Below are 16,985 nucleotides of genomic sequence, written 5' to 3' on the forward strand. Positions count from 1 at the left end.
CTCCGCTCGTGGTGCCGCCGACGCCGCCACGCCCCCGCTCAGCCGACGAGGGCCACCCCGATCACGGGGTGGCCCTCGTCGCGTTCGCGGGTCAGTCAGCAGGGGTCGCGCTGCGGGGTCCGCCCCTGGGGGCCGGCCTCCATCTTCAGCTCACCGTCCTCCCAGGCGAGCAGGTGCACCACGCGCCACCTGATGCAGGAGTGCTGGAAGTCCGCCGGTGCCCTGGTGAGCTCCTGGGTGCTGGTGAAGGACAGCAGGACCCGCAGGGTGTCGACCGAGGCGTCGTCGATGCGGTGCACCAGGACGTCGCCGTCCCGCGAGGTCGAGAAGTCGAGGTTCCACCGCGCCCGGTCGTACTGGCCACCGCGCTCCCTGGTGACCGCGTCCCGCCAGTTGTCGTAGTTCTTGTCGTTGATCGAGTCGAAGTAGCGCTGGAGGACGCCGCGGACGACCTCCCCGTCCGGGTGCACCGCGGCGTCCTGCGAGAGCTGCACGGTGGGGTCGCCCGGCAGCTCGGCGGAGGCCGCGGTCGAGGTGGTCAGCGGTGTCGAGACGACGATCGTCGTGCGCGCGCCGCCGTTCGGCCGCGTGTAGACGTCGCGTGCGACGACACCCGCGCCGACGGAGGCGGCGGCGACCGCCAGGACCACGGGCACCAACCACCGCACGCTGGACATGCCGCCGAGCCTCCCACAACCGGTGGACGGTGCACACACGCCCCGCGCGGACCTTCTTCGCACTCGCGCGCGCGACGGGGAGCCGGTGCGCACCAATCGACGTGGACAAATGCAAGACACATTCGCCTTTGATATTTACACATGCTACCGAACGGGGCAACGAGCACCATCCGAAAGTATGCACGATCTGTAAAATTCGAACACACGTAGAATTACCGGCACCACCGGTCGTGCAACTTTCAGTAATCCCCGCCCGTCCGGCGCGAATCCGCAGCACAGGGACATCGCAGCAGGTAGAGACGGTGCTGCATTAAGGAGACATTAACTGGCGATGACGCCGCTGAGTCATCTCAAACACGGCATACGGGTGGTTTAGGGCACGACAGAGCTACTGATCGTTCCACGCAGAGACATCCCGTGCTCCACGGTCAGACACGATCGGGTGAGCCTCGTCCCCGTTATGGCGGATTGGCGGGTTAATGGTTCACATGCGGGAATATGTCGGTCACCGCGCCCCACCGAGTCGGGAAGAAGGGACCTGCCGTGGATCTCCGCTACGAGGCCTACTGCTTCGCAGATCGTCACTTCTTCGACGTGCAGAGCCACGGAGAAACGCCCGACGACGACTTTTCGCTGTCGCTCCCCGAACTACCGGCCGGTTGGACGCAGAGCGACCGCGACGTCTGGCGGGTGCTCCGTCCGGCCGAGGGCGACATGCCGGGGCAGGGCTGGAAGATCCACGCGTCGGCGACCCCGGCCAACGCCGAGCGCGTGCTCACCGCGACGCACGCCCACTGCACGGCGAACGGCATCCCCTTCAAGTACCTGCGCACCCGGTCGATCCTGACCGCCCGCAACTCCAAGTACGCCCCCCGCCAGGCGAGCGGCAAGCTCGTCACGATCTACCCGCGGGACGAGGCGGAGCTGGAGCGGACGCTGACCGCGCTGGCCGCGGAACTCGCCGGTGAGCCCGGTCCCTACGTCCTGAGCGACCTGCGCTTCGGCTCCGGCCCCCTCTACGTGCGCTACGGCGGCTTCCTGGAGCAGTGGGTCGTCGACGCGCAGGGCAACCGCGTGCCGGCCGTGCAGCGCCCGGACGGCACGCTCGTGCCCGACGAGCGCAGGCCCACGTTCCACGTGCCCGACTGGGTCGAGTTGCCGGACTTCCTGCGTCCGCACGTCGAGGCCCGCGGTGGCAGCACGACGGACTTCCCGTACCAGGTGCGCAGCTCGCTGCACTTCTCCAACGGCGGCGGCGTCTACCAGGCCGTTCCCGCCGGTGGCGGAGACCCGGTCGTGCTCAAGGAGGCCCGTCCGCACGCCGGGCTGGACCGCGACGGCACCGACGCGGTGACCCGGCTGGAGCGCGAGCACGACGTCCTCGCGGGGCTGCGCGGCGTGCCCGGCGTGCCCCAGCTGCTGGGCCGCTTCACCGCGTGGGAGCACCACTTCCTCGCCATGAGCCACCTGCCGGGCATCCCGCTGGGACGCTGGCTGGCCCAGCACTACCCGCTGAGCAGGCACGAGGTCACCGAGCAGGAGATCGCCGACTTCACGGCGCGCGCCCTGCGGGTGCTCGCACAGATCGAACGGATCATCACGTCCCTGCACGAGCGCGGCGTGGTGTTCGGCGACCTGCACGACCGCAACGTCCTCGTCGACGAGGACGACACCGTGGGCCTGGTGGACTTCGAGCTCGCGTTCCCCGCCGACGACCACCGCAGACCGGCGCTGGGCGCACCGGGGTTCTACGCCCCGGCCGACCGCCGCGGCGTCGAGGTCGACGAGTACGCCCTGGGCGCGCTGCGGCTGTGGATGTTCCTGCCGCTCAACACGATGCTGACGCTGTCCCCGGAGAAGCTCGACGGCTACGTCCGGTTCGTCCAGCAGCGCTTCGACCTGCCGGCCGGGTACGCCGAACAGGTGCGCGGCGCGCTGGCGCCGCGACCCGCGCCGACGGCTCCGGTGTCACCGGGCCCGGTCGCGGAGCTGGAGCGGGCCAGCCTGGACTCCGACCCCGCCGCGACGGACTGGGACGCGGTGCGCAAGGCCGTCGCGGAGGCGATCCTCGCCAGCGCGACGCCCGAGCGGCAGGACCGGCTCTTCCCCGGCGACATCGAGCAGTTCGAGGTGGGCGGCACCGTCTTCGGGTGCGGCGCGGCCGGAGTGCTGCACGCGCTGGCGGTCACCGGCGCCGGGCGCTTCCCCGAGCACGAGCAGTGGCTCGTCGACACCGTCTGGCGGACCCCGCCGACCCGTCCGGGCTTCTACGACGGCGCGCACGGCATCGCGCACGTCCTGGAGAACTTCGGTCACCACGACCGCGCGACGGAACTCGTGGAGGAGTTCCGGCCGCTGGTCGAGCAGACCCCGGACCACGGTCTCGGCGGCGGACTGTCCGGTGTGGCGCTGAACCTGCTGCACTTCGCGGACTCGCGCGGCGACGACGACTACGCGGCGCAGGCCGTGGCGATCGGCGACCGGCTGGCCGCGGGACTGGAGCACGCGGCCGGTCCCGGCAAGCACGGCCGGGCGGGTCTGCTGCACGGCTGGTCCGGTCCGGCGCTGCTGTTCGTGCACCTGTTCCGCCGCACCGGCGACCGCGCCTGGCTGGACCTCGCGGACCGCGCGCTGCTGCGCGACCTGGACGAGTGCGCGGTCACCCCGGACGGGTCGCTCCAGGTGCGCGACGGTTCACTGCGCACCCTGCCCTACCTGCGGACCGGCAGCGCCGGCATCGCGGTGGTGGCGAACGAGCTCGCCCCGCACAGCCCGGACGCGCCGAGCGTCGCCCTGCTGCCGCAGCTGCTGCGCAGCAGCCTCGGCGAGTTCGTGATCCAGCCCGGCCTGATGCTCGGCCGGGGAAGCCTGATCACGGCGCTCGCCCTGGCGCAGCGTCGCGAGCCGGACCCCGTGCGGGCGGAGTCGCTGGCCGCGCACCTGGCCCTGCTGTCCTGGCACGCCGTCGACTTCCGGGGCGGCATCGCCTTCCCCGGCAACCAGCTCCTGCGACTGTCCTGCGACCTCGGCACCGGGAGCGCGGGCGTGCTGCTCGCGGTGTCGGCGGCGCTGGACGACCGCATCCCCCCGCTGCCGTTCCTCGGTGAGCAGCAGCCCCCAGAACGTCGGCCGAACCCGGCCGATGAGATGAAGTCGAGTTAGGGAGTCATCATGGAGAACATCCTCGACCTGCAGGTTCTGGACACCCCCGAGGGCCTGGAGCTGACCGGTGGCGGCAGCCGCGCGAGCCTGCTGCTCTGCGGCGACAGCAGCCTGAGCCTCACCACCTGCAACTGACGGGTGCACGCCGCGACCCCGTGAGGTCGCAGAGGTGAAGCACGTGGGCGGGAGCGGCGCAGTCGAAGTGCGCCGCTCCCGCCCCTCGTTCATCATGCGGCAGCGCACCCCGCGGAGGAAGTGCCGATGAACCCTTCGGACCGCAGCCTCTTGGCCCTGGTTTCCACCCGTGACCCGTGGTGGCTGCTGGTGCTGGTCCTGTCGGGTTGTGTCGCCGCCGCGGCCGGACTGCTCCTGCCGGACGCCGTGGCACGCGCGGTGGACGCGGTGCTCGACGGCGGCGGCGTGACGAGCGCGGTCCTGTGGTTCGCCGCGCTCGCCGCCGTCGAGGTCGTCGCGGACGTGCTGGACGTGATCGCCAGGGCGCGCACCACCAGCAGCGGAACCGCCTGGCTGCGGCACCGGCTCTCCGGCCACCTGCTCGCGCTGGGCACCCGGCGGCGGTTCGCCTCGGGCGACGCGGTGAGCAGGCTGACGACCGACTGCGCCGAGGCGGGCGGCGTGTCGGTGACCGTCGTGCGGCTCGCGCTGGCCGCGCTGACCTCGCTGGGGTCCGTGGTGGCCCTGGCGCTGCTGGACTGGCGCCTGGCGATGGTGTTCCTCGCCGGCGTCCCCGTCGCGCTGCTGCTGGCGGGCACGCACCTGCGGCAGACCGCCGACGACGTCGCCGCCTACCAGCGCGTGTCGGGCGAGCTGTCCGCGCGCCTGCTGGACGCGATGCGCGGCGTCCGCACGATCGCCGCCTCCGGCACCGCCGAGCAGGAGACCGCCAGGGTGCTGCGTCCCCTGCCGCGGCTCGCGGCGGCGGGAACGGGGATGTGGCGCGCGCAGTCCCGGATGGTGTGGCGGGCCGCGCTGCTGCTCCCGGCCGTCGAGCTGGCCGTGCTGATCACCGCCGGGTTCTCGCTGGCGGCCGGCCGGCTGAGCACCGGCCAGGTGCTGGGCGCGCTGGGCTACGTCGTGCTGGGGATGTCGCTGGTCAGACAGGCCCCCCTGCTCACCGCGCTGGCACGGGCGCGCGCCGGTGCCGCGCGCATCGCCGAGGTGCTCGACACGCCGCCGCCGCGTCGCGGCGCGCAGCACCCCCCGCCCGGTCCCGGTCGCGTGGAGCTGCGCGGGGTCGGCGTGCTGCCGGACGTGCTGCGCGACGTGGACCTCGTCGTGCCCGCCGGGGCGTTCGTCGTCGTGGTCGGGGCCTCCGGCTCCGGCAAGTCGGCGCTCACCTCCGTGCTGGGCGGACTGCTGGAACCCGACACCGGCCGGGTGCTGCTCGACGGACGTCCGCTTCAGGAGACGTCGGCCGGGGCGGTCTTCGGGCACGCCTTCGACCGCCCGGCCCTGCTGGGCCGCACCGTCGCCGACGCCGTGGCCTGCGGCACGTCGGCCGACCGCTCCCGCGTGCGCGCCGCGTGCCGCGCCGCCCAGGTGCACGACGTCGTCGTGCGGCTGCCAGAGGGCTACGACACGCCGCTGGCGCTGACCCCGCTGTCCGGCGGGGAGGCGCAGCGCCTGGGACTGGCGCGGGCGATCGTGCGCGACCCGCGCGTGCTGGTGCTCGACGACGCCACGGCGAGCCTGGACGCCGTCACCGAGTCCGGGGTGAGCCGGGCGATCGACGAGGCCCTGCCGGGACGCACGCGGGTCGTGACCACCCACCGGGTGACCACGGCCGAGCGCGCCGACCTGGTGGTGTGGCTGGAGCGCGGCCGGGTGCGCCGCAGCGGCCCGCACGAGGTGCTGTGGGAGGACCCCGAGTACCGCGCGGTGTTCGCGGAGGCACGCGGGTGACCGCGGTCCGGATGTACGTCGACGCGCTGGCGGGACAGCGGCGCGAGGCGCTGGCGCTGCTGGGGTGGTCGCTGCTGGAGGGCGTCCCCGCGCTGCTGTCCGGCAGGCTCGTGGCCCTGGCCGTCGACCGCGGGTTCGCCGCGGGCGAGCCGTGGACCGGCGTGGCGTGGCTGGTGGCGTTCGGCGTGACGGCCGTGCTGGGCGCCGTGGGCTCCCGCCTGGTGTTCCGCCAGCTCGGGGCCGTCGTGGAGCCGATGCGCGACGCGCTGGTGGCCGTGGTCGTGCGGGGTGTCCTGCGCGGCGGCAACGGCGCGCGCTCGCGGCCGGACGCCGGCGGGGTCGCCCGGCTGACCCGGCACGTCGAGGTGGTGCGGGACGTGACGGCCGGGCTGCTGGTGCAGTCCCGCTCGCTGCTCGTGACCACGGTCGCGGCGCTGGTGGGGATCTTCGGCACGGCCGGTGAGCTGGCCTGGCCGGTGACGCTGCCGGTGCTGCTGGCGCTGCTGCTGTTCGCCCTGCTGCTGCGCACCCTCGCGGCCCGGCAGCGCGATCTCGTGCTGGCCGACGAGCGCATCGCCGAGGTCGCCGGGACCGTGCAGTCCGGCGTGCGGGACGTGGTGGCGTGCGGCGCGCAGGACGAGGCGGGCCGCGCGGTGGCCGCCGAGGTCGACGCGCAGGCCGCGGCGGCGGTCCGGCTGGCCCGCGCGGGCGCGCTGCGCACGCTCGTCGTCGCCGTCGGCGGCTACGCCCCGCTGGTGCTCGTGCTGGCCGTCGCGCCGGGCCTGGTGGCCTCGGGGCGGCTCACGGCGGGCGCGGTGCTCGGCACCGTGGTCTACCTGACCACGAACCTGCAACCCGCCCTGCTGGGACTGGCCGAGTCCACCGGCAGCGCGGTGCTGCGGCTGGTGGTGACGCTGCGGCGGCTGTCCGAGGCGGCGACGGCCCCCGCCCCGGCCACCGGCGCGCTCGTCCCGTCGGGGAGCGCGATCGGCGTGCGGGGGCTGACCTTCGGCTACGGCGCGCACGCCGAGCCCGTGGTGCGCGACCTCGACCTCGACCTGCGTCCCGGCGACCACCTGGCGGTGATCGGGCCGAGCGGCATCGGCAAGTCGACGCTGGCCGGGCTGCTGGTGGGGCTGGAACGGCCGGACCGGGGCCACGTGCTGCTCGGCGGGGTGCCGGTGCACGAGGTGGCGCCCGCGGTGCGGCACCGGATCGTCGCGCTCGTCCCGCAGGAGGCCTACGTGTTCACCGGGACCGTGCGGGACAACCTGGCGCTGTTCGCCCCGGACGCGTGCGACGAGGACCTCCTGGCCGCCGTGGAGGCGGTGGGCGCCGGAGATCTGGTGCGCGGCCTCGGCGGCCTGTCCGGCGAGGTGGGGCACGGCGACCTGTCCACCGGGCAGGCGCAACTGCTGGCGGCGGCGCGGGTGCACGCGAGCCCCGCGGACGTGGTGGTGCTGGACGAGGCGACGTCGAGCCTGGACGCGGCGGCCGAGGCGGTGGTCGAGCGGGCCTTCGCCGAGCGCGGCGGGGTGCTCGTGGTGATCGCCCACCGGCTCAGCTCCGCGCTGCGCGCCGACCGGGTGCTGGTCATGGACGGCGGGACGCCGCTGCTCGGCGAGCACGGCGAACTGCTGGCGACCTCCCCGCTGTACGCCGACCTGATGCGCGCGTGGACGGGCCCCAACGCGGTCCACCCGTGAGTTGAGCATCCAAGCACCACGAGTTGAGCGTTCAGGCACCGCGAGTGGAGCGTTCGAGCACGAGGACCACCGGTCCCCGTGTCCCGAACGCTCCACTCGCCGTGCTCGAACGCGCGACTCGCGGCGGGCGGCCGTCAGCCGACGCGGTGCAGCCAGGTGACGGGCGCACCGTCGCCCGCCCTGCGGAAGGGTTCCAGCGCGTCGTCCCACGCCCTGCCCAGCGCCTCGTCAACGCCGTGCGCGAAGGACTCCCCGCCGCGACTGCGCGCGGCGAGGGTCCGGAGCTGGTCCTCGGAGACCACGATGTCACCGTTGGCGCTGGTTCTGGCACGCCACAGACCGAGTGCGGGAGCGAAGCAGAACCGCTCGCCGTCCACGCCGTGGCTCGGCTCCTCGGTCACCTCGAACCGGAGCATCGGCCACGCCCGCAACGCGGACGCGAGCTTTCCGCCCGTACCGGCCTCCCCGGTCCAGGCGAACTCGGCGCGCACCTGTCCCGGCGCCGCGGGCTGTGCCGCCCATCTGAGGTCCACTCGCTCACCGAGGGTGCCCGAGATCGCCCACTCGACGTGCGGACAGACCGCAGACGGCGACGAGTGGACGTAGACCACGCCACTGGTGCTGTCACGGGTGCTCACAGCTGACCTCCGCTACTCGACGAGGGACGTCTTCCCCTACGACCTCTCGACACGGACGATCACGTGATTCCCGCTCGTGCATTCTGCCCTGGCTGGGGACGGGTCCGCCACGAGAACCAGCACGGTCCTCACCCGACCGGGTCACATCCAGGACTTTTGACCCTACGGTGGTGCCCGGCCTTTCCCTGGTCGAAGCACGTTCACACCGTCCGAGATCGAATCGTGATCACCCGATCGGCTGGACGATCACCTCGACGAGGACACACGGGGCTCCGACCAGCGACGACCTCCTCCCCCTCCGGCGCGTCCACCCGGTCGGACCCGCCGCGCTCCGTCCGCGCGGGACGACGCGGAACGCGGTTCCCGACCGGCCGCTCCCGACGACCGGTCATTTCGTCCGCGACGCAGGAGTGCCCGTTCGCACCATCGCACGCCCGTGCGTTCCGGTGACCGGACAAAGGAGAGGACTCCGCCCGAGAGCCGTGTGCATCCCTCTGACGAGTGCCGGTTGATCAGGTGACACGGGTCACCGGCAGTTCTGTCGGGCGAGCCCGCGTCTGCGCGAAACCCAGCGGCGATACCGTGTCGCCGGGCTGTCGCTCGCAGAGAGGTGGATCGTCGTGCGTCTCATCCGGTCGGGTGCCGACCCCTCCGACGTCGGTGCGGACGTGCGGGCGGCGCTGAGCGCGTGGGGTCACGGCGACGCCGTGCTGGGCGGTGTGGCGCTGCTCGGCGTGCGTCCGCCGGACTGCCCCCGCCCGCTGGACGCGGTCGTGCTGCTGCCGCGCGGGGTGCTCGTGGTCGTCGGCGTCGACCTGCCCGATCCGGCGATGCGCCTGGAGGCGCCGCTGCACGGCGTGTGGAAGATCGACGGCTGGCCCCTCAAGCGCGCCGACGGCGCCGTGAGCCCGGCCGCGGAGGCGCTGGAGATCGCGGCGACCGTGGGGCGGCGCATCCAGTCCATGCGCGCCGCTCCCCTGCCGGTGGCCACGGTCGTGGCTGTCGGTCCGTACGTGGCGCAGGTGGTGCAGCCGTCGGCCGACCTGAACCGCGGCGTGCGCGTACTGCACCCGAAGACGGCGACGCTGCTGGCCGCCGCTCGCGAACTCGCCGTGGGCGAGAAGTCCTGCTCCGCCCCGGACGCCGAGCGGCTGCTCGCCGCGCTCGCGCCGGGCCACCACCCGCCGGGGCTGGCCGATCTGCTCGCGGAGGGCTTCGCCGACGTGGTCTCCGACGACCTCGCCAACGCCAGCACGATGCTCATCCCGCGCCTGGGCTCGCCGAAGAACCGGCGCGCGCCCCGCTGGGCGCTCTACGTGGCCGTCGCCGTGGTGGGACTGCTGGCGGTCGTCGGGGTGGCGGTGGGGGTGTCGTCGGGCGACGAGCGCGACGCCGCGACCACGCCCTCCGAGACGCTGCCCACGACGGTCGTCGTGGACGGCGCGAACTTCACGCCGAGGGGCACGGCCGAGGACGGCGACTGCGCCGAGCACGCGTTCGGCGACGTGCAGGTGTGGCTGAGGACCCACGGCTGCCGGACCCTGAAGCGCGCCCAGTACGAGACGACCGTCGCCGGCCGCCGCGCCGCCGTGGCGGTCGCCGAGCTGCGACTGGACGACGCCGAGGCGGCCGCGGCCCTGAACGGCCTGCTGACGGCACCGGGCTCGGGAGGCGTGACCCCGCTCGTGGAGGAGGGGCGCACCTGGGACGGCGGCCCGGAGACGTTCGACAGCGCGGCCTTCACCAGCACCGCGAAGGCGACCGCGGTCGTGGTGGCCCAGGCGGTCTGGACGGCGGAGCGCACCACCCCCGACGACCCGAACCTGACCGCCCTGGCCACCCGGTCCCTCCGCCTCCCCACGGCCCCGTGACACGCGAGTCGCCCGCGCGCGCTCAACTCGCGGTGCCCGAACGCTCCACTCGCGGTGCTCGAACGCTCAACTCGCGGTGCCTGAACGCTCAACTCGCGGGTGGTCAGAGGCCGTAGGCCTCCAGGAGGCGGAGGTAGATCTCGCTCATCGTCGGGTAGGCGGGAACGGCGTGCCACAGGCGGTCCAGGGGGACCTCGCCGACGATCGCCACCGTCGCGGCGTGCAGGAGTTCGGCGACGTCCTGGCCCACGAACGTCGCGCCCACGATCGTGCGCTTCTCCTCGTCCACGACGATGGACGCCTTGCCGCGGTAGCCGTCGGCGTGCACGGACGACCCGGCCACGGCGAAGTCGATCGTCACGACCCGCACGTTCAGCCCGGCGTCGCGCGCCTCGGCCTCGGCGCGGCCCACGGAGGCCACCTCGGGGTCGGTGAACACGACCTGCGGCACGGCGACGTGGTCGGCCGTCGCGGAGTGCTTCGACCACGGCAGGGTGTCCACCCGGCCCCGCACGGACGCCACCAGCGCGTCGCCGAAGATCCGGCCCTGGTACTTGCCCTGGTGGGTCAGCAGCGCGCGCCCGGTCACGTCGCCCAGCGCCCACAGCCAGCCGCCGTCCACGGCGGACACCCGGCCCCGGTCGTCGGTGGCCAGCGGCGCTCCCGGCTCGACGCCGAACTCCTCCAGACCGAGGTCGGCGGTGTTGGGCCTGCGGCCGGTCGCGATCAGCAGGTGCTGCCCGGTGACGCTGGAACCGTCGGCGAGGAGCAGCTCCACGCCGTCCGCGGTCTTCCGCACGCCGCTCGCGCGGGAGTCGAGGTGCAGCGTGACCCCGGCCTCGCGCAGCCCGTCGGCGACGAGGTCGCCCGCGAACGGCTCCAGCCTCGGCAGCGGCCGCTCCCCCGACACCACGAGCGACACCCGCGCGCCGAGCCACGCCCACGCCTGCGCCATCTCCACGCCGACCACGCCACCGCCGAGGACGACGAGGCTCTCCGGCACCTCCTTCGCGGACGTCGCGTCGCGGGAGGTCCAGTACTCGACGTCGTCGATGCCGTCGAGCGGCGGGATCGTCGGCGTGCTGCCGGTCACGACGACCACGGCGTGCTTCGCGGTGAGCGCCAGCGTCGCGCCGTCGGCGGTCTCCACGGTCACCCGGCGCTCGGCGGTGATCCGCGCGCGTCCGCGCACGGGGGTGAGCCCGACGCTCTCGACCCACTCGACCTGCCCGGAGTCGTCCCAGTTCGAGGTGAACGAGGTGCGCCGCTGGAGCACGGCGGCGGTGTCGAGGTCGTCCTCCACCCGCACACCGGGCACGCGGCGAGCGGCGGCCCGCAGCGCTCCCGGCCTCAGCAGGGCCTTGCTCGGCATGCACGCCCAGTAGGAGCACTCCCCGCCGAACAGCTCGGCCTCCACCAGGGCGGTGCGCAGGCCCCCTGCGGCGATCCGCCCCGCGGCGACCTCACCGGGAGCGCCTCCACCGATCACGACGACGTCGAACTCTTCATCAACCACGTGATCAGCCCACACCACACCCCGGCGCGGAGCAAGTCGCGTGCCCCCGTTGTGGGTCGAGCACCTCGGCGAGCATCCGGCAGATCACCCCGTGGGTGGTGCGGAACACCCGGAAGCGCTCGTCGCCGTGCACCCGTTCGGCGAGTTCGAGCAGCGAGTCGGCCGTCTGCACGGCCATCCGGAACGTCAGCACCACGGGCGCGTTGCCGGGGGAGCCGAACCGGTCGACGAACAGCTCGGCGAGGCGTTCCGCCATCAGGTCGTGCTGGTCGACGCTCGCGTCCAGCCGGTGTCCGTCGAGCATGTCGCTGAAGCGGACGCGCCCGAAACCGGGGATCTCCGCGTGCATCCGCAGGTAGACGTGGACCACCTGCTCGACGGCGCGGCGCCAGTCCGCCGACAGCTCGCCGGAGGAGAACAGGGCGGTCACCTCGCCGAGGTACTGCTCCATGCCGTTGAGGGCGATGGTGTGCAGCACGGACCTCTTGTCCGGGAAGTACTGGTAGAACGAGCCGATCGGGACTCCGGCCACCTCGGCGATGCGCGCGGTGGTGATGTCGTCGTAGTCGTGGTCCGCCAGGAGCTGCGAGCACGCGTCCAGGATCGCTGTGACCGTCGCGGCCCCGCGCCGCTGAACGGGTTGCCGACGCATGACCTGCGCCAACCTGCCACCGGCTGCACTGTCACCCATTGATGCATCCTGAGGGTTACGGGCCGGTAGCAACAGCGCCGAACGACGTCACCCCGGTTCGCCCCTGCGCTTGCGGTACGCGATCCAGCCGATGTCCACCGCGCACACGACGGCCAGCACGACCATCACCACCACGAGGACGGTGAAGTCGGCGCGGGCGGCGAGCACGGCGAAGACGACCGCCATCACGAGACCGAACCCGGCGAGCCACAGCCGCAGCGTCAGCGCGCTGCGCGCCGGGGCCGAGCCGCCGAGGCCCGCGGTGGGGTCGTGGTAGCCCGGAAGACCGCGCTCGTAGTCCTCGCGGCTCAGCTTGCGCTTCTCCATGCTCCTCGGCGTACCCGGCAGGACGCCGGGTACGCCGACGGGTCTACAGCGGGTCGGCCGCCAGTTCGTCCGCGATGCGCCTCGCGACGGCGTACGTGTTGCCGCTGGGCCTGGTCGCGTGCTCCTCGCCGCTCGCGATCCACTCCTCGCCGCGCCGCGCCCAGTCGTCGAACCGCGGCGGCACTCCGGACGCGATCGTGCCGGGCAGGGCGTTGAAGAAGCGCTGCCAGCGGGGCTTGTAGTAGCTGCCGAGCAGGCCGTGCCAGTCGCGGTTGGCGTACTCGCGCAGCACGTGCGCGGCCGGGCTGCTCCAGATGGTGACGAGGGAGCGGGCGTCGTGCTCCAGCGACCTGCGCTCCTGCGCCGTGGTCCCCCATGAGCGGGCCTGGGCCACCCACCGCCCCAGCAGCCACTGCTCGTGCGTGGCCAGGACCTGCTCGGTGAGGTCGAGCGCGCGCAGGAACCTCTTGCAGTGCCGGGCGAGCTGCGCCCGGTCGCCGGCCCGGTAGGCGGCGGCGATCTGCTCCAGCAGCAGCCTGCCCCGGTTGGCGAGCACCTGACGCGTGACGTCGACCAGGTCGTAGCGGTAGGTCGCCAGGCCGCGCGCCGACTCCCGCACGGCGAGCAGCTCGCCCAGGCAGGGCTGGAACTCCGCCGGGTCGTAGCGCCAGGTCTTCGGCCCCCACATCGACGCCGATCCCGGCGTCAGGGTCGGCTCCAGCGCGAAGGGGGTCTCGAACGGGCCCTCACCGCTGGTGTGCCCGGTGGAGGCGTACGAGTACGCGGTGCGCAGCAGGATCTGCCACGCCCGCGCGGCGTGCGGGTCGTCCACGCCGTAGCGCCGCCGGGCGTAGCCCAGCACCCAGCTCTCCAGGTCGACCTGGTCGTGCCGCCACGGCAGTTCCGCGAGCAGGTCGGCCACCACGGGGTTGTGGTGGATGCCCTCCAGCACCATCGCCGTGCCCACCATCCAGCCGCGGTGCTCGGAGGTCCGCACGGCCTGCAACGTCCGGCCCGGCTCGATCAGGTTGCCGAACATCCCCAGCCTGCCGCCGAAGTTCTGGATCGTGCCCCAGCACCACGGCGCTCCCCAGTAGGCCTCGGTGGTCTCCCACTTCCGCGCGTCGTCGGAGTCCAGGTCGAGCACGAGCACCCGGTGCTTGTCGACGGCGTCGACCACCTCCCGGCGGGGGTTGGCCTGCCAGCCCTGCAACACCCACACCGCTCCCGGCACCGCGCGTTCCAGCTCGGCCTGCACGGCCCGCGCGGCGTCGGCCAGGTTCGCCCCGTCCAGCAGGACCGGCAGCTCGTCGTCGCCGACCTCGTGGAACAGGTCGTTGGAGTAGTGCGTGGTCGTGCCGAAGTACTGCGCCTGCGCGCGGTAGAAGCGCTCGGCCACGACGGGGTAGAGCGGGTCGGTGCAGTCGAGCCAGTGCGGCCGGGGCTGTCCGGCGTAGTCGCGCTGCGCGGGGACGTGCGCCTCGGGGTGCTGGGCGGCCAGCACGGAGGGCACGTGCCCGACGAACGCGGGGAACACCGGCGTGATGCCCAGCTCCCGCATCCGCGCGACGATCCGCGCGCCCAGTGCTCGACGGCGGCGCAGCAGGCCCGCGGTCATCGGCCCGGCCATCCCGATCGGGTCCTCGTAGCCGGTGATGCCGCCGTACCACTGCCACGGCTGGTGCGCCGGCAGCGCGATCCACTTGCGGACGTCGAGGTCGGACAGCCCGAGGCCGACGAACGTGTCGTACCAGACCGCGTCCTGGCCGATCAGCGCCAGCGCGCGGTTCGTCCCGCTCGCCGCCTGGCGGTCCAGCTCCCGCTCCCACTCCGACCAGCCCCAGTACGGAGCGGTGTAGCCGAAGACGGTCATGTTGTAGGCGTAGCGCTCGGTCATCTCGGTCGACATCCGGACGGGACCGTCGGGCGCCGGCAGCACCGCGGGCAGGTTCAACTGGTCGCCGTTGGCCGACAGGTGCCCGCCCGCGACGTGCTTGAGCCACCAGTGCAGCCCGGACAGCTGGGCCACCGGACTGCTGCCCGACAGCGTGATGCGGCCGGGTTCTCCGGCGATCTCGAAGGCCTCGGCCTCACCGGGCGCGCGGTCGAGGTGCCCCAGCACGAACTGCTCCGCCCCGCGACCGAGCAGCCGCCCGATCGCCGCGCTCACCGCCTCCTGCTGCGCGGCCGCCGCCACGCCGGTGAGCGGACGCAGGGCGGTGGTGGACAGGGTCGCGGCCAGCGTGCCCACGCCCAGTACGAACGTTCGTCGCGGAAAGCCTCGCAAGGCGCCGTCCTTCCTCCGAAATCGCGCCACAGCACGACTTCTGACCGACGTCGCTCATCGCGACAGCCCGGAATGCTACGAGCGCGTCGCGAACTCCGCCTGTCCTGACAAAGCTTCACTTCTCACGAACGGTCTACTGTGGCCAGTGGTACGAGCGGCACGCTTTCCGGTGGTGTGCGGCGAGAAATCGGAGAATGAACGGAGAACGCCGCTAGCGTCGTGCCGTGCAGCACTCCTCCCGATCCACGGCTCACGGCCGCGACGTGGGCGACGAACTCCGCGCGCAGCGCGAACGAGCGGGCCTGAAGGGCACGGAACTGGCCGAGCTGCTCGGCTGGTCACCGGGAACGGTGGCCCACCTCGAAGCCGGGTCGCGCGGCACCAGCGAGGCGCAGATCGCCTACTACCTGGGGATCTGCGGCACGGACCCGGCGACGTTTCGCCGCGTCCTCGACCTGCACGGGGAGAAGAACCGCGACTGCCTCGTCCGCACCCACGAACCCGGACTGCCCGACGAACTCCGCACCCTCATCCGCCACGAGTCCACGGCGACGACGATCTACAACTACGAGTCGATACTGCTTCCGGGCCTGCTGCAAACAGCGGCCTACGCTCAGACTCTGATCACACAATCAGCAGACCTTCGGCCGGAAGAAGTCGGCGTCCGGGTGCGCACCCGGATGATTCGGCAGCAGATGCTCCGCCGACCGAATGCTCCCGATTACGTCTTCTACGTCTACGAGCCCTCTCTTCGCACGGTCGTGGGAGACAGACGTGTGATGGAGGACCAGTTGATGCACCTGGTGCTGACGGCGAACTGGCGGAACGTCAGCATTCGCGTGATTCCGCACAACGCACCGGTCAGCACTTCGCTCCGCGGACAGTTCATGATGATGGACTACGAATCCCACCGATCTGTGACGTACGTGGAAAATGAGGTGGCGAGCCTCTTCGCCGATTCACCGGAGATCGTCGCCACCCATCGGCTGTCCCTCGAACGCTTCGACCAGATTGCCCTCGATGAGGAAGAATCGCGGTCGTTGCTCACCACCCTGGCGGGCGACTACGGCGAACCCCGAGGTGCGGACGATGCTGGAGAACCCGACCTGGCGTAGGAGCAGCTACAGCGGCGGCAACGGCAACTGCGTCGAGGTCGCCTGGCACAAGAGCAGCTACAGCGGTGTGAACGGCAACTGCGTCGAGGTCGCCTGGCGCAAGAGCAGTCACAGCGGTGGTAACGGGGGCTGTGTGGAGGTGGCGTGGCCCTCCGGCGTGGCCGTGCGGGACTCCAAGAACGTCAGCGGTCCGCGGTTGGCCTTCCCGGTGCCCGCGTGGCGTGCGTTCCTGGTCTCCGCGCCTGCGGGATCACCGGGATCGCCGACCGCGTCGGGTCGGGACGCGGCGGGCGCGTGAGGTAGGGCCGCAGCAGGCGGCCGACCACCACACCGGGCGCGATCAGCGGCACGACGGCGGACAGCGCGGCGGCCGTCGCGCCCGCGCGCAGCACGTCCTTCGGCATCAGCACCACCCGGTTCACCACGAACGCGCGCCGGAACGGCCACGACAGCAGGCCCAGCACCAGCAGGAACACCCCCAGGCCGAGCAGCGCGCCGTAGACGGCCTGCCGGTAGCCGAGCGCTTCGCCCGCCGCCAGCAGCGCCAGCCACCCGAGCAGCGCGGGGAACTGCGCGCGTTCCGTCGTGGCGGCCCAGCACAGCCCGGCCGCGACGGCGACGACGCCGAACAGCGCGCGGCGCTCGACCGCCCAGGCGCTCGCCGGTTCCAGCCAGCCGACCGGTGCCCCGGCCCAGCCGGAGGCCGCGGCGAGGACGTCCAGCGGTGAGGTGGGGCCGCTGATCTGCGCGAGGATCCACGCGAGCGCCCAACCGGACACGACCACCGCCAGCGCGAGCTGCCGACGCGGTCGCCGGACCGCGCACCGGCACAGTCGCGCCAGCTCCTCACCCCTGTTCCGCACGACCCCAGCGTGCCCGGTGATCACCGGACCGCGCGCGCCCGTCACCCCGGTGCGACCCCATTGCCGCTCTTCGGGTGAGCGCTTCACGCACCTCGTGACCGCGTGCACGCGGTCGAGTTCCTAGGATTGCCGCTCATGAGGGGAAGCCGGGGCGGCTCGGGGGCGTTGCACCGGAGACGCAGTCGCACCGGCGGCACGACGAACGGTGT

The 16,985-nt window shown here is 72.9% G+C and carries 14 protein-coding genes; 7 read left to right on the top strand and 7 right to left on the bottom strand.

Annotation, left to right across the window (positions count from 1 at the left end; translation table 11 throughout):
* Window positions 1-95: 95 nt before the first annotated feature.
* The gene (locus tag IMZ35_RS23765) at window positions 96-677 is read right to left on the bottom strand and encodes a hypothetical protein (RefSeq protein ID WP_199443383.1); all 582 of its coding nucleotides are present in this window, start codon (window positions 675-677) and stop codon (window positions 96-98) included.
* 543 nt (window positions 678-1,220) lie between these two features.
* On the opposite strand from IMZ35_RS23765, the gene lanKC reads away from it, so the two are divergent.
* From lanKC to IMZ35_RS23785, 4 genes are all read left to right on the top strand, one after another.
* Window positions 1,221-3,839: a class III lanthionine synthetase LanKC gene (gene lanKC, locus IMZ35_RS23770; protein WP_199443384.1), complete on the top strand. Its 2,619-nt coding sequence runs from the start codon at window positions 1,221-1,223 to the stop codon at window positions 3,837-3,839.
* Window positions 3,840-3,848: 9 nt separating this feature from the next.
* Entirely contained in the window at window positions 3,849-3,974 is a 126-nt protein-coding gene (locus IMZ35_RS23775) for a SapB/AmfS family lanthipeptide (protein WP_199443385.1), read from the top strand.
* Window positions 3,975-4,100: 126 nt separating this feature from the next.
* The gene (locus IMZ35_RS23780; protein ID WP_199443386.1) at window positions 4,101-5,762 is read left to right on the top strand and encodes an ABC transporter ATP-binding protein; all 1,662 of its coding nucleotides are present in this window, start codon (window positions 4,101-4,103) and stop codon (window positions 5,760-5,762) included.
* A gap of 11 nt (window positions 5,763-5,773) precedes the next feature.
* The gene (locus IMZ35_RS23785) at window positions 5,774-7,468 is read left to right on the top strand and encodes an ATP-binding cassette domain-containing protein (RefSeq protein WP_229373113.1); all 1,695 of its coding nucleotides are present in this window, start codon (window positions 5,774-5,776) and stop codon (window positions 7,466-7,468) included.
* 134 nt (window positions 7,469-7,602) lie between these two features.
* Here IMZ35_RS23785 and IMZ35_RS23790 read toward each other — a convergent pair whose 3' ends face one another.
* Window positions 7,603-8,106, bottom strand: a complete 504-nt coding sequence (locus tag IMZ35_RS23790; RefSeq protein ID WP_199443388.1) for a DUF3145 domain-containing protein — start codon at window positions 8,104-8,106, stop codon at window positions 7,603-7,605.
* A gap of 620 nt (window positions 8,107-8,726) precedes the next feature.
* On the opposite strand from IMZ35_RS23790, the gene IMZ35_RS23795 reads away from it, so the two are divergent.
* Window positions 8,727-9,977: a hypothetical protein gene (locus tag IMZ35_RS23795; RefSeq protein ID WP_199443389.1), complete on the top strand. Its 1,251-nt coding sequence runs from the start codon at window positions 8,727-8,729 to the stop codon at window positions 9,975-9,977.
* Window positions 9,978-10,080: 103 nt separating this feature from the next.
* On the opposite strand, the gene IMZ35_RS23800 is transcribed toward IMZ35_RS23795, so the two are convergent.
* Genes IMZ35_RS23800 through IMZ35_RS23815 form a run of 4 tightly spaced genes read right to left on the bottom strand, consistent with a single transcriptional unit; the run spans window position 10,081 to window position 14,762 of the window.
* A complete protein-coding gene (locus tag IMZ35_RS23800; RefSeq protein ID WP_199443390.1) occupies window positions 10,081-11,493 on the bottom strand; it encodes a dihydrolipoyl dehydrogenase family protein in 1,413 nt (470 codons plus the stop codon).
* 4 nt (window positions 11,494-11,497) lie between these two features.
* A complete protein-coding gene (locus tag IMZ35_RS23805; RefSeq protein ID WP_229373042.1) occupies window positions 11,498-12,184 on the bottom strand; it encodes a TetR/AcrR family transcriptional regulator in 687 nt (228 codons plus the stop codon).
* Window positions 12,185-12,232: 48 nt separating this feature from the next.
* Window positions 12,233-12,511, bottom strand: coding sequence for a DUF6343 family protein (locus IMZ35_RS23810; protein WP_199443391.1), 279 nt, complete (start codon window positions 12,509-12,511; stop codon window positions 12,233-12,235).
* Between the two features lie 43 nt (window positions 12,512-12,554).
* Window positions 12,555-14,762 (bottom strand): alpha-N-acetylglucosaminidase, encoded by a 2,208-nt coding sequence (locus tag IMZ35_RS23815; RefSeq protein ID WP_199443392.1) that lies wholly within the window; start codon window positions 14,760-14,762, stop codon window positions 12,555-12,557.
* A gap of 260 nt (window positions 14,763-15,022) precedes the next feature.
* Between IMZ35_RS23815 and IMZ35_RS23820 the strand changes: the two genes are divergently transcribed.
* Both IMZ35_RS23820 and IMZ35_RS23825 read left to right on the top strand, forming a co-directional pair.
* On the top strand, window positions 15,023-15,913 hold the full coding sequence (locus IMZ35_RS23820) for a helix-turn-helix domain-containing protein (RefSeq protein WP_199443393.1): 891 nt from the start codon (window positions 15,023-15,025) through the stop codon (window positions 15,911-15,913).
* A complete protein-coding gene (locus IMZ35_RS23825; protein ID WP_199443394.1) occupies window positions 15,888-16,211 on the top strand; it encodes a DUF397 domain-containing protein in 324 nt (107 codons plus the stop codon). The genes IMZ35_RS23820 and IMZ35_RS23825 overlap by 26 nt, the downstream gene beginning before the upstream one ends.
* On the opposite strand, the gene IMZ35_RS23830 is transcribed toward IMZ35_RS23825, so the two are convergent.
* Window positions 16,096-16,776, bottom strand: a complete 681-nt coding sequence (locus IMZ35_RS23830; RefSeq protein WP_199443395.1) for a hypothetical protein — start codon at window positions 16,774-16,776, stop codon at window positions 16,096-16,098. The genes IMZ35_RS23825 and IMZ35_RS23830 overlap by 116 nt on opposite strands.
* Window positions 16,777-16,985: the final 209 nt, after the last annotated feature.

Source organism: Umezawaea beigongshangensis, assembly GCF_016464305.1.
In the GTDB taxonomy this organism is placed as follows: domain Bacteria; phylum Actinomycetota; class Actinomycetes; order Mycobacteriales; family Pseudonocardiaceae; genus Umezawaea_A; species Umezawaea_A beigongshangensis.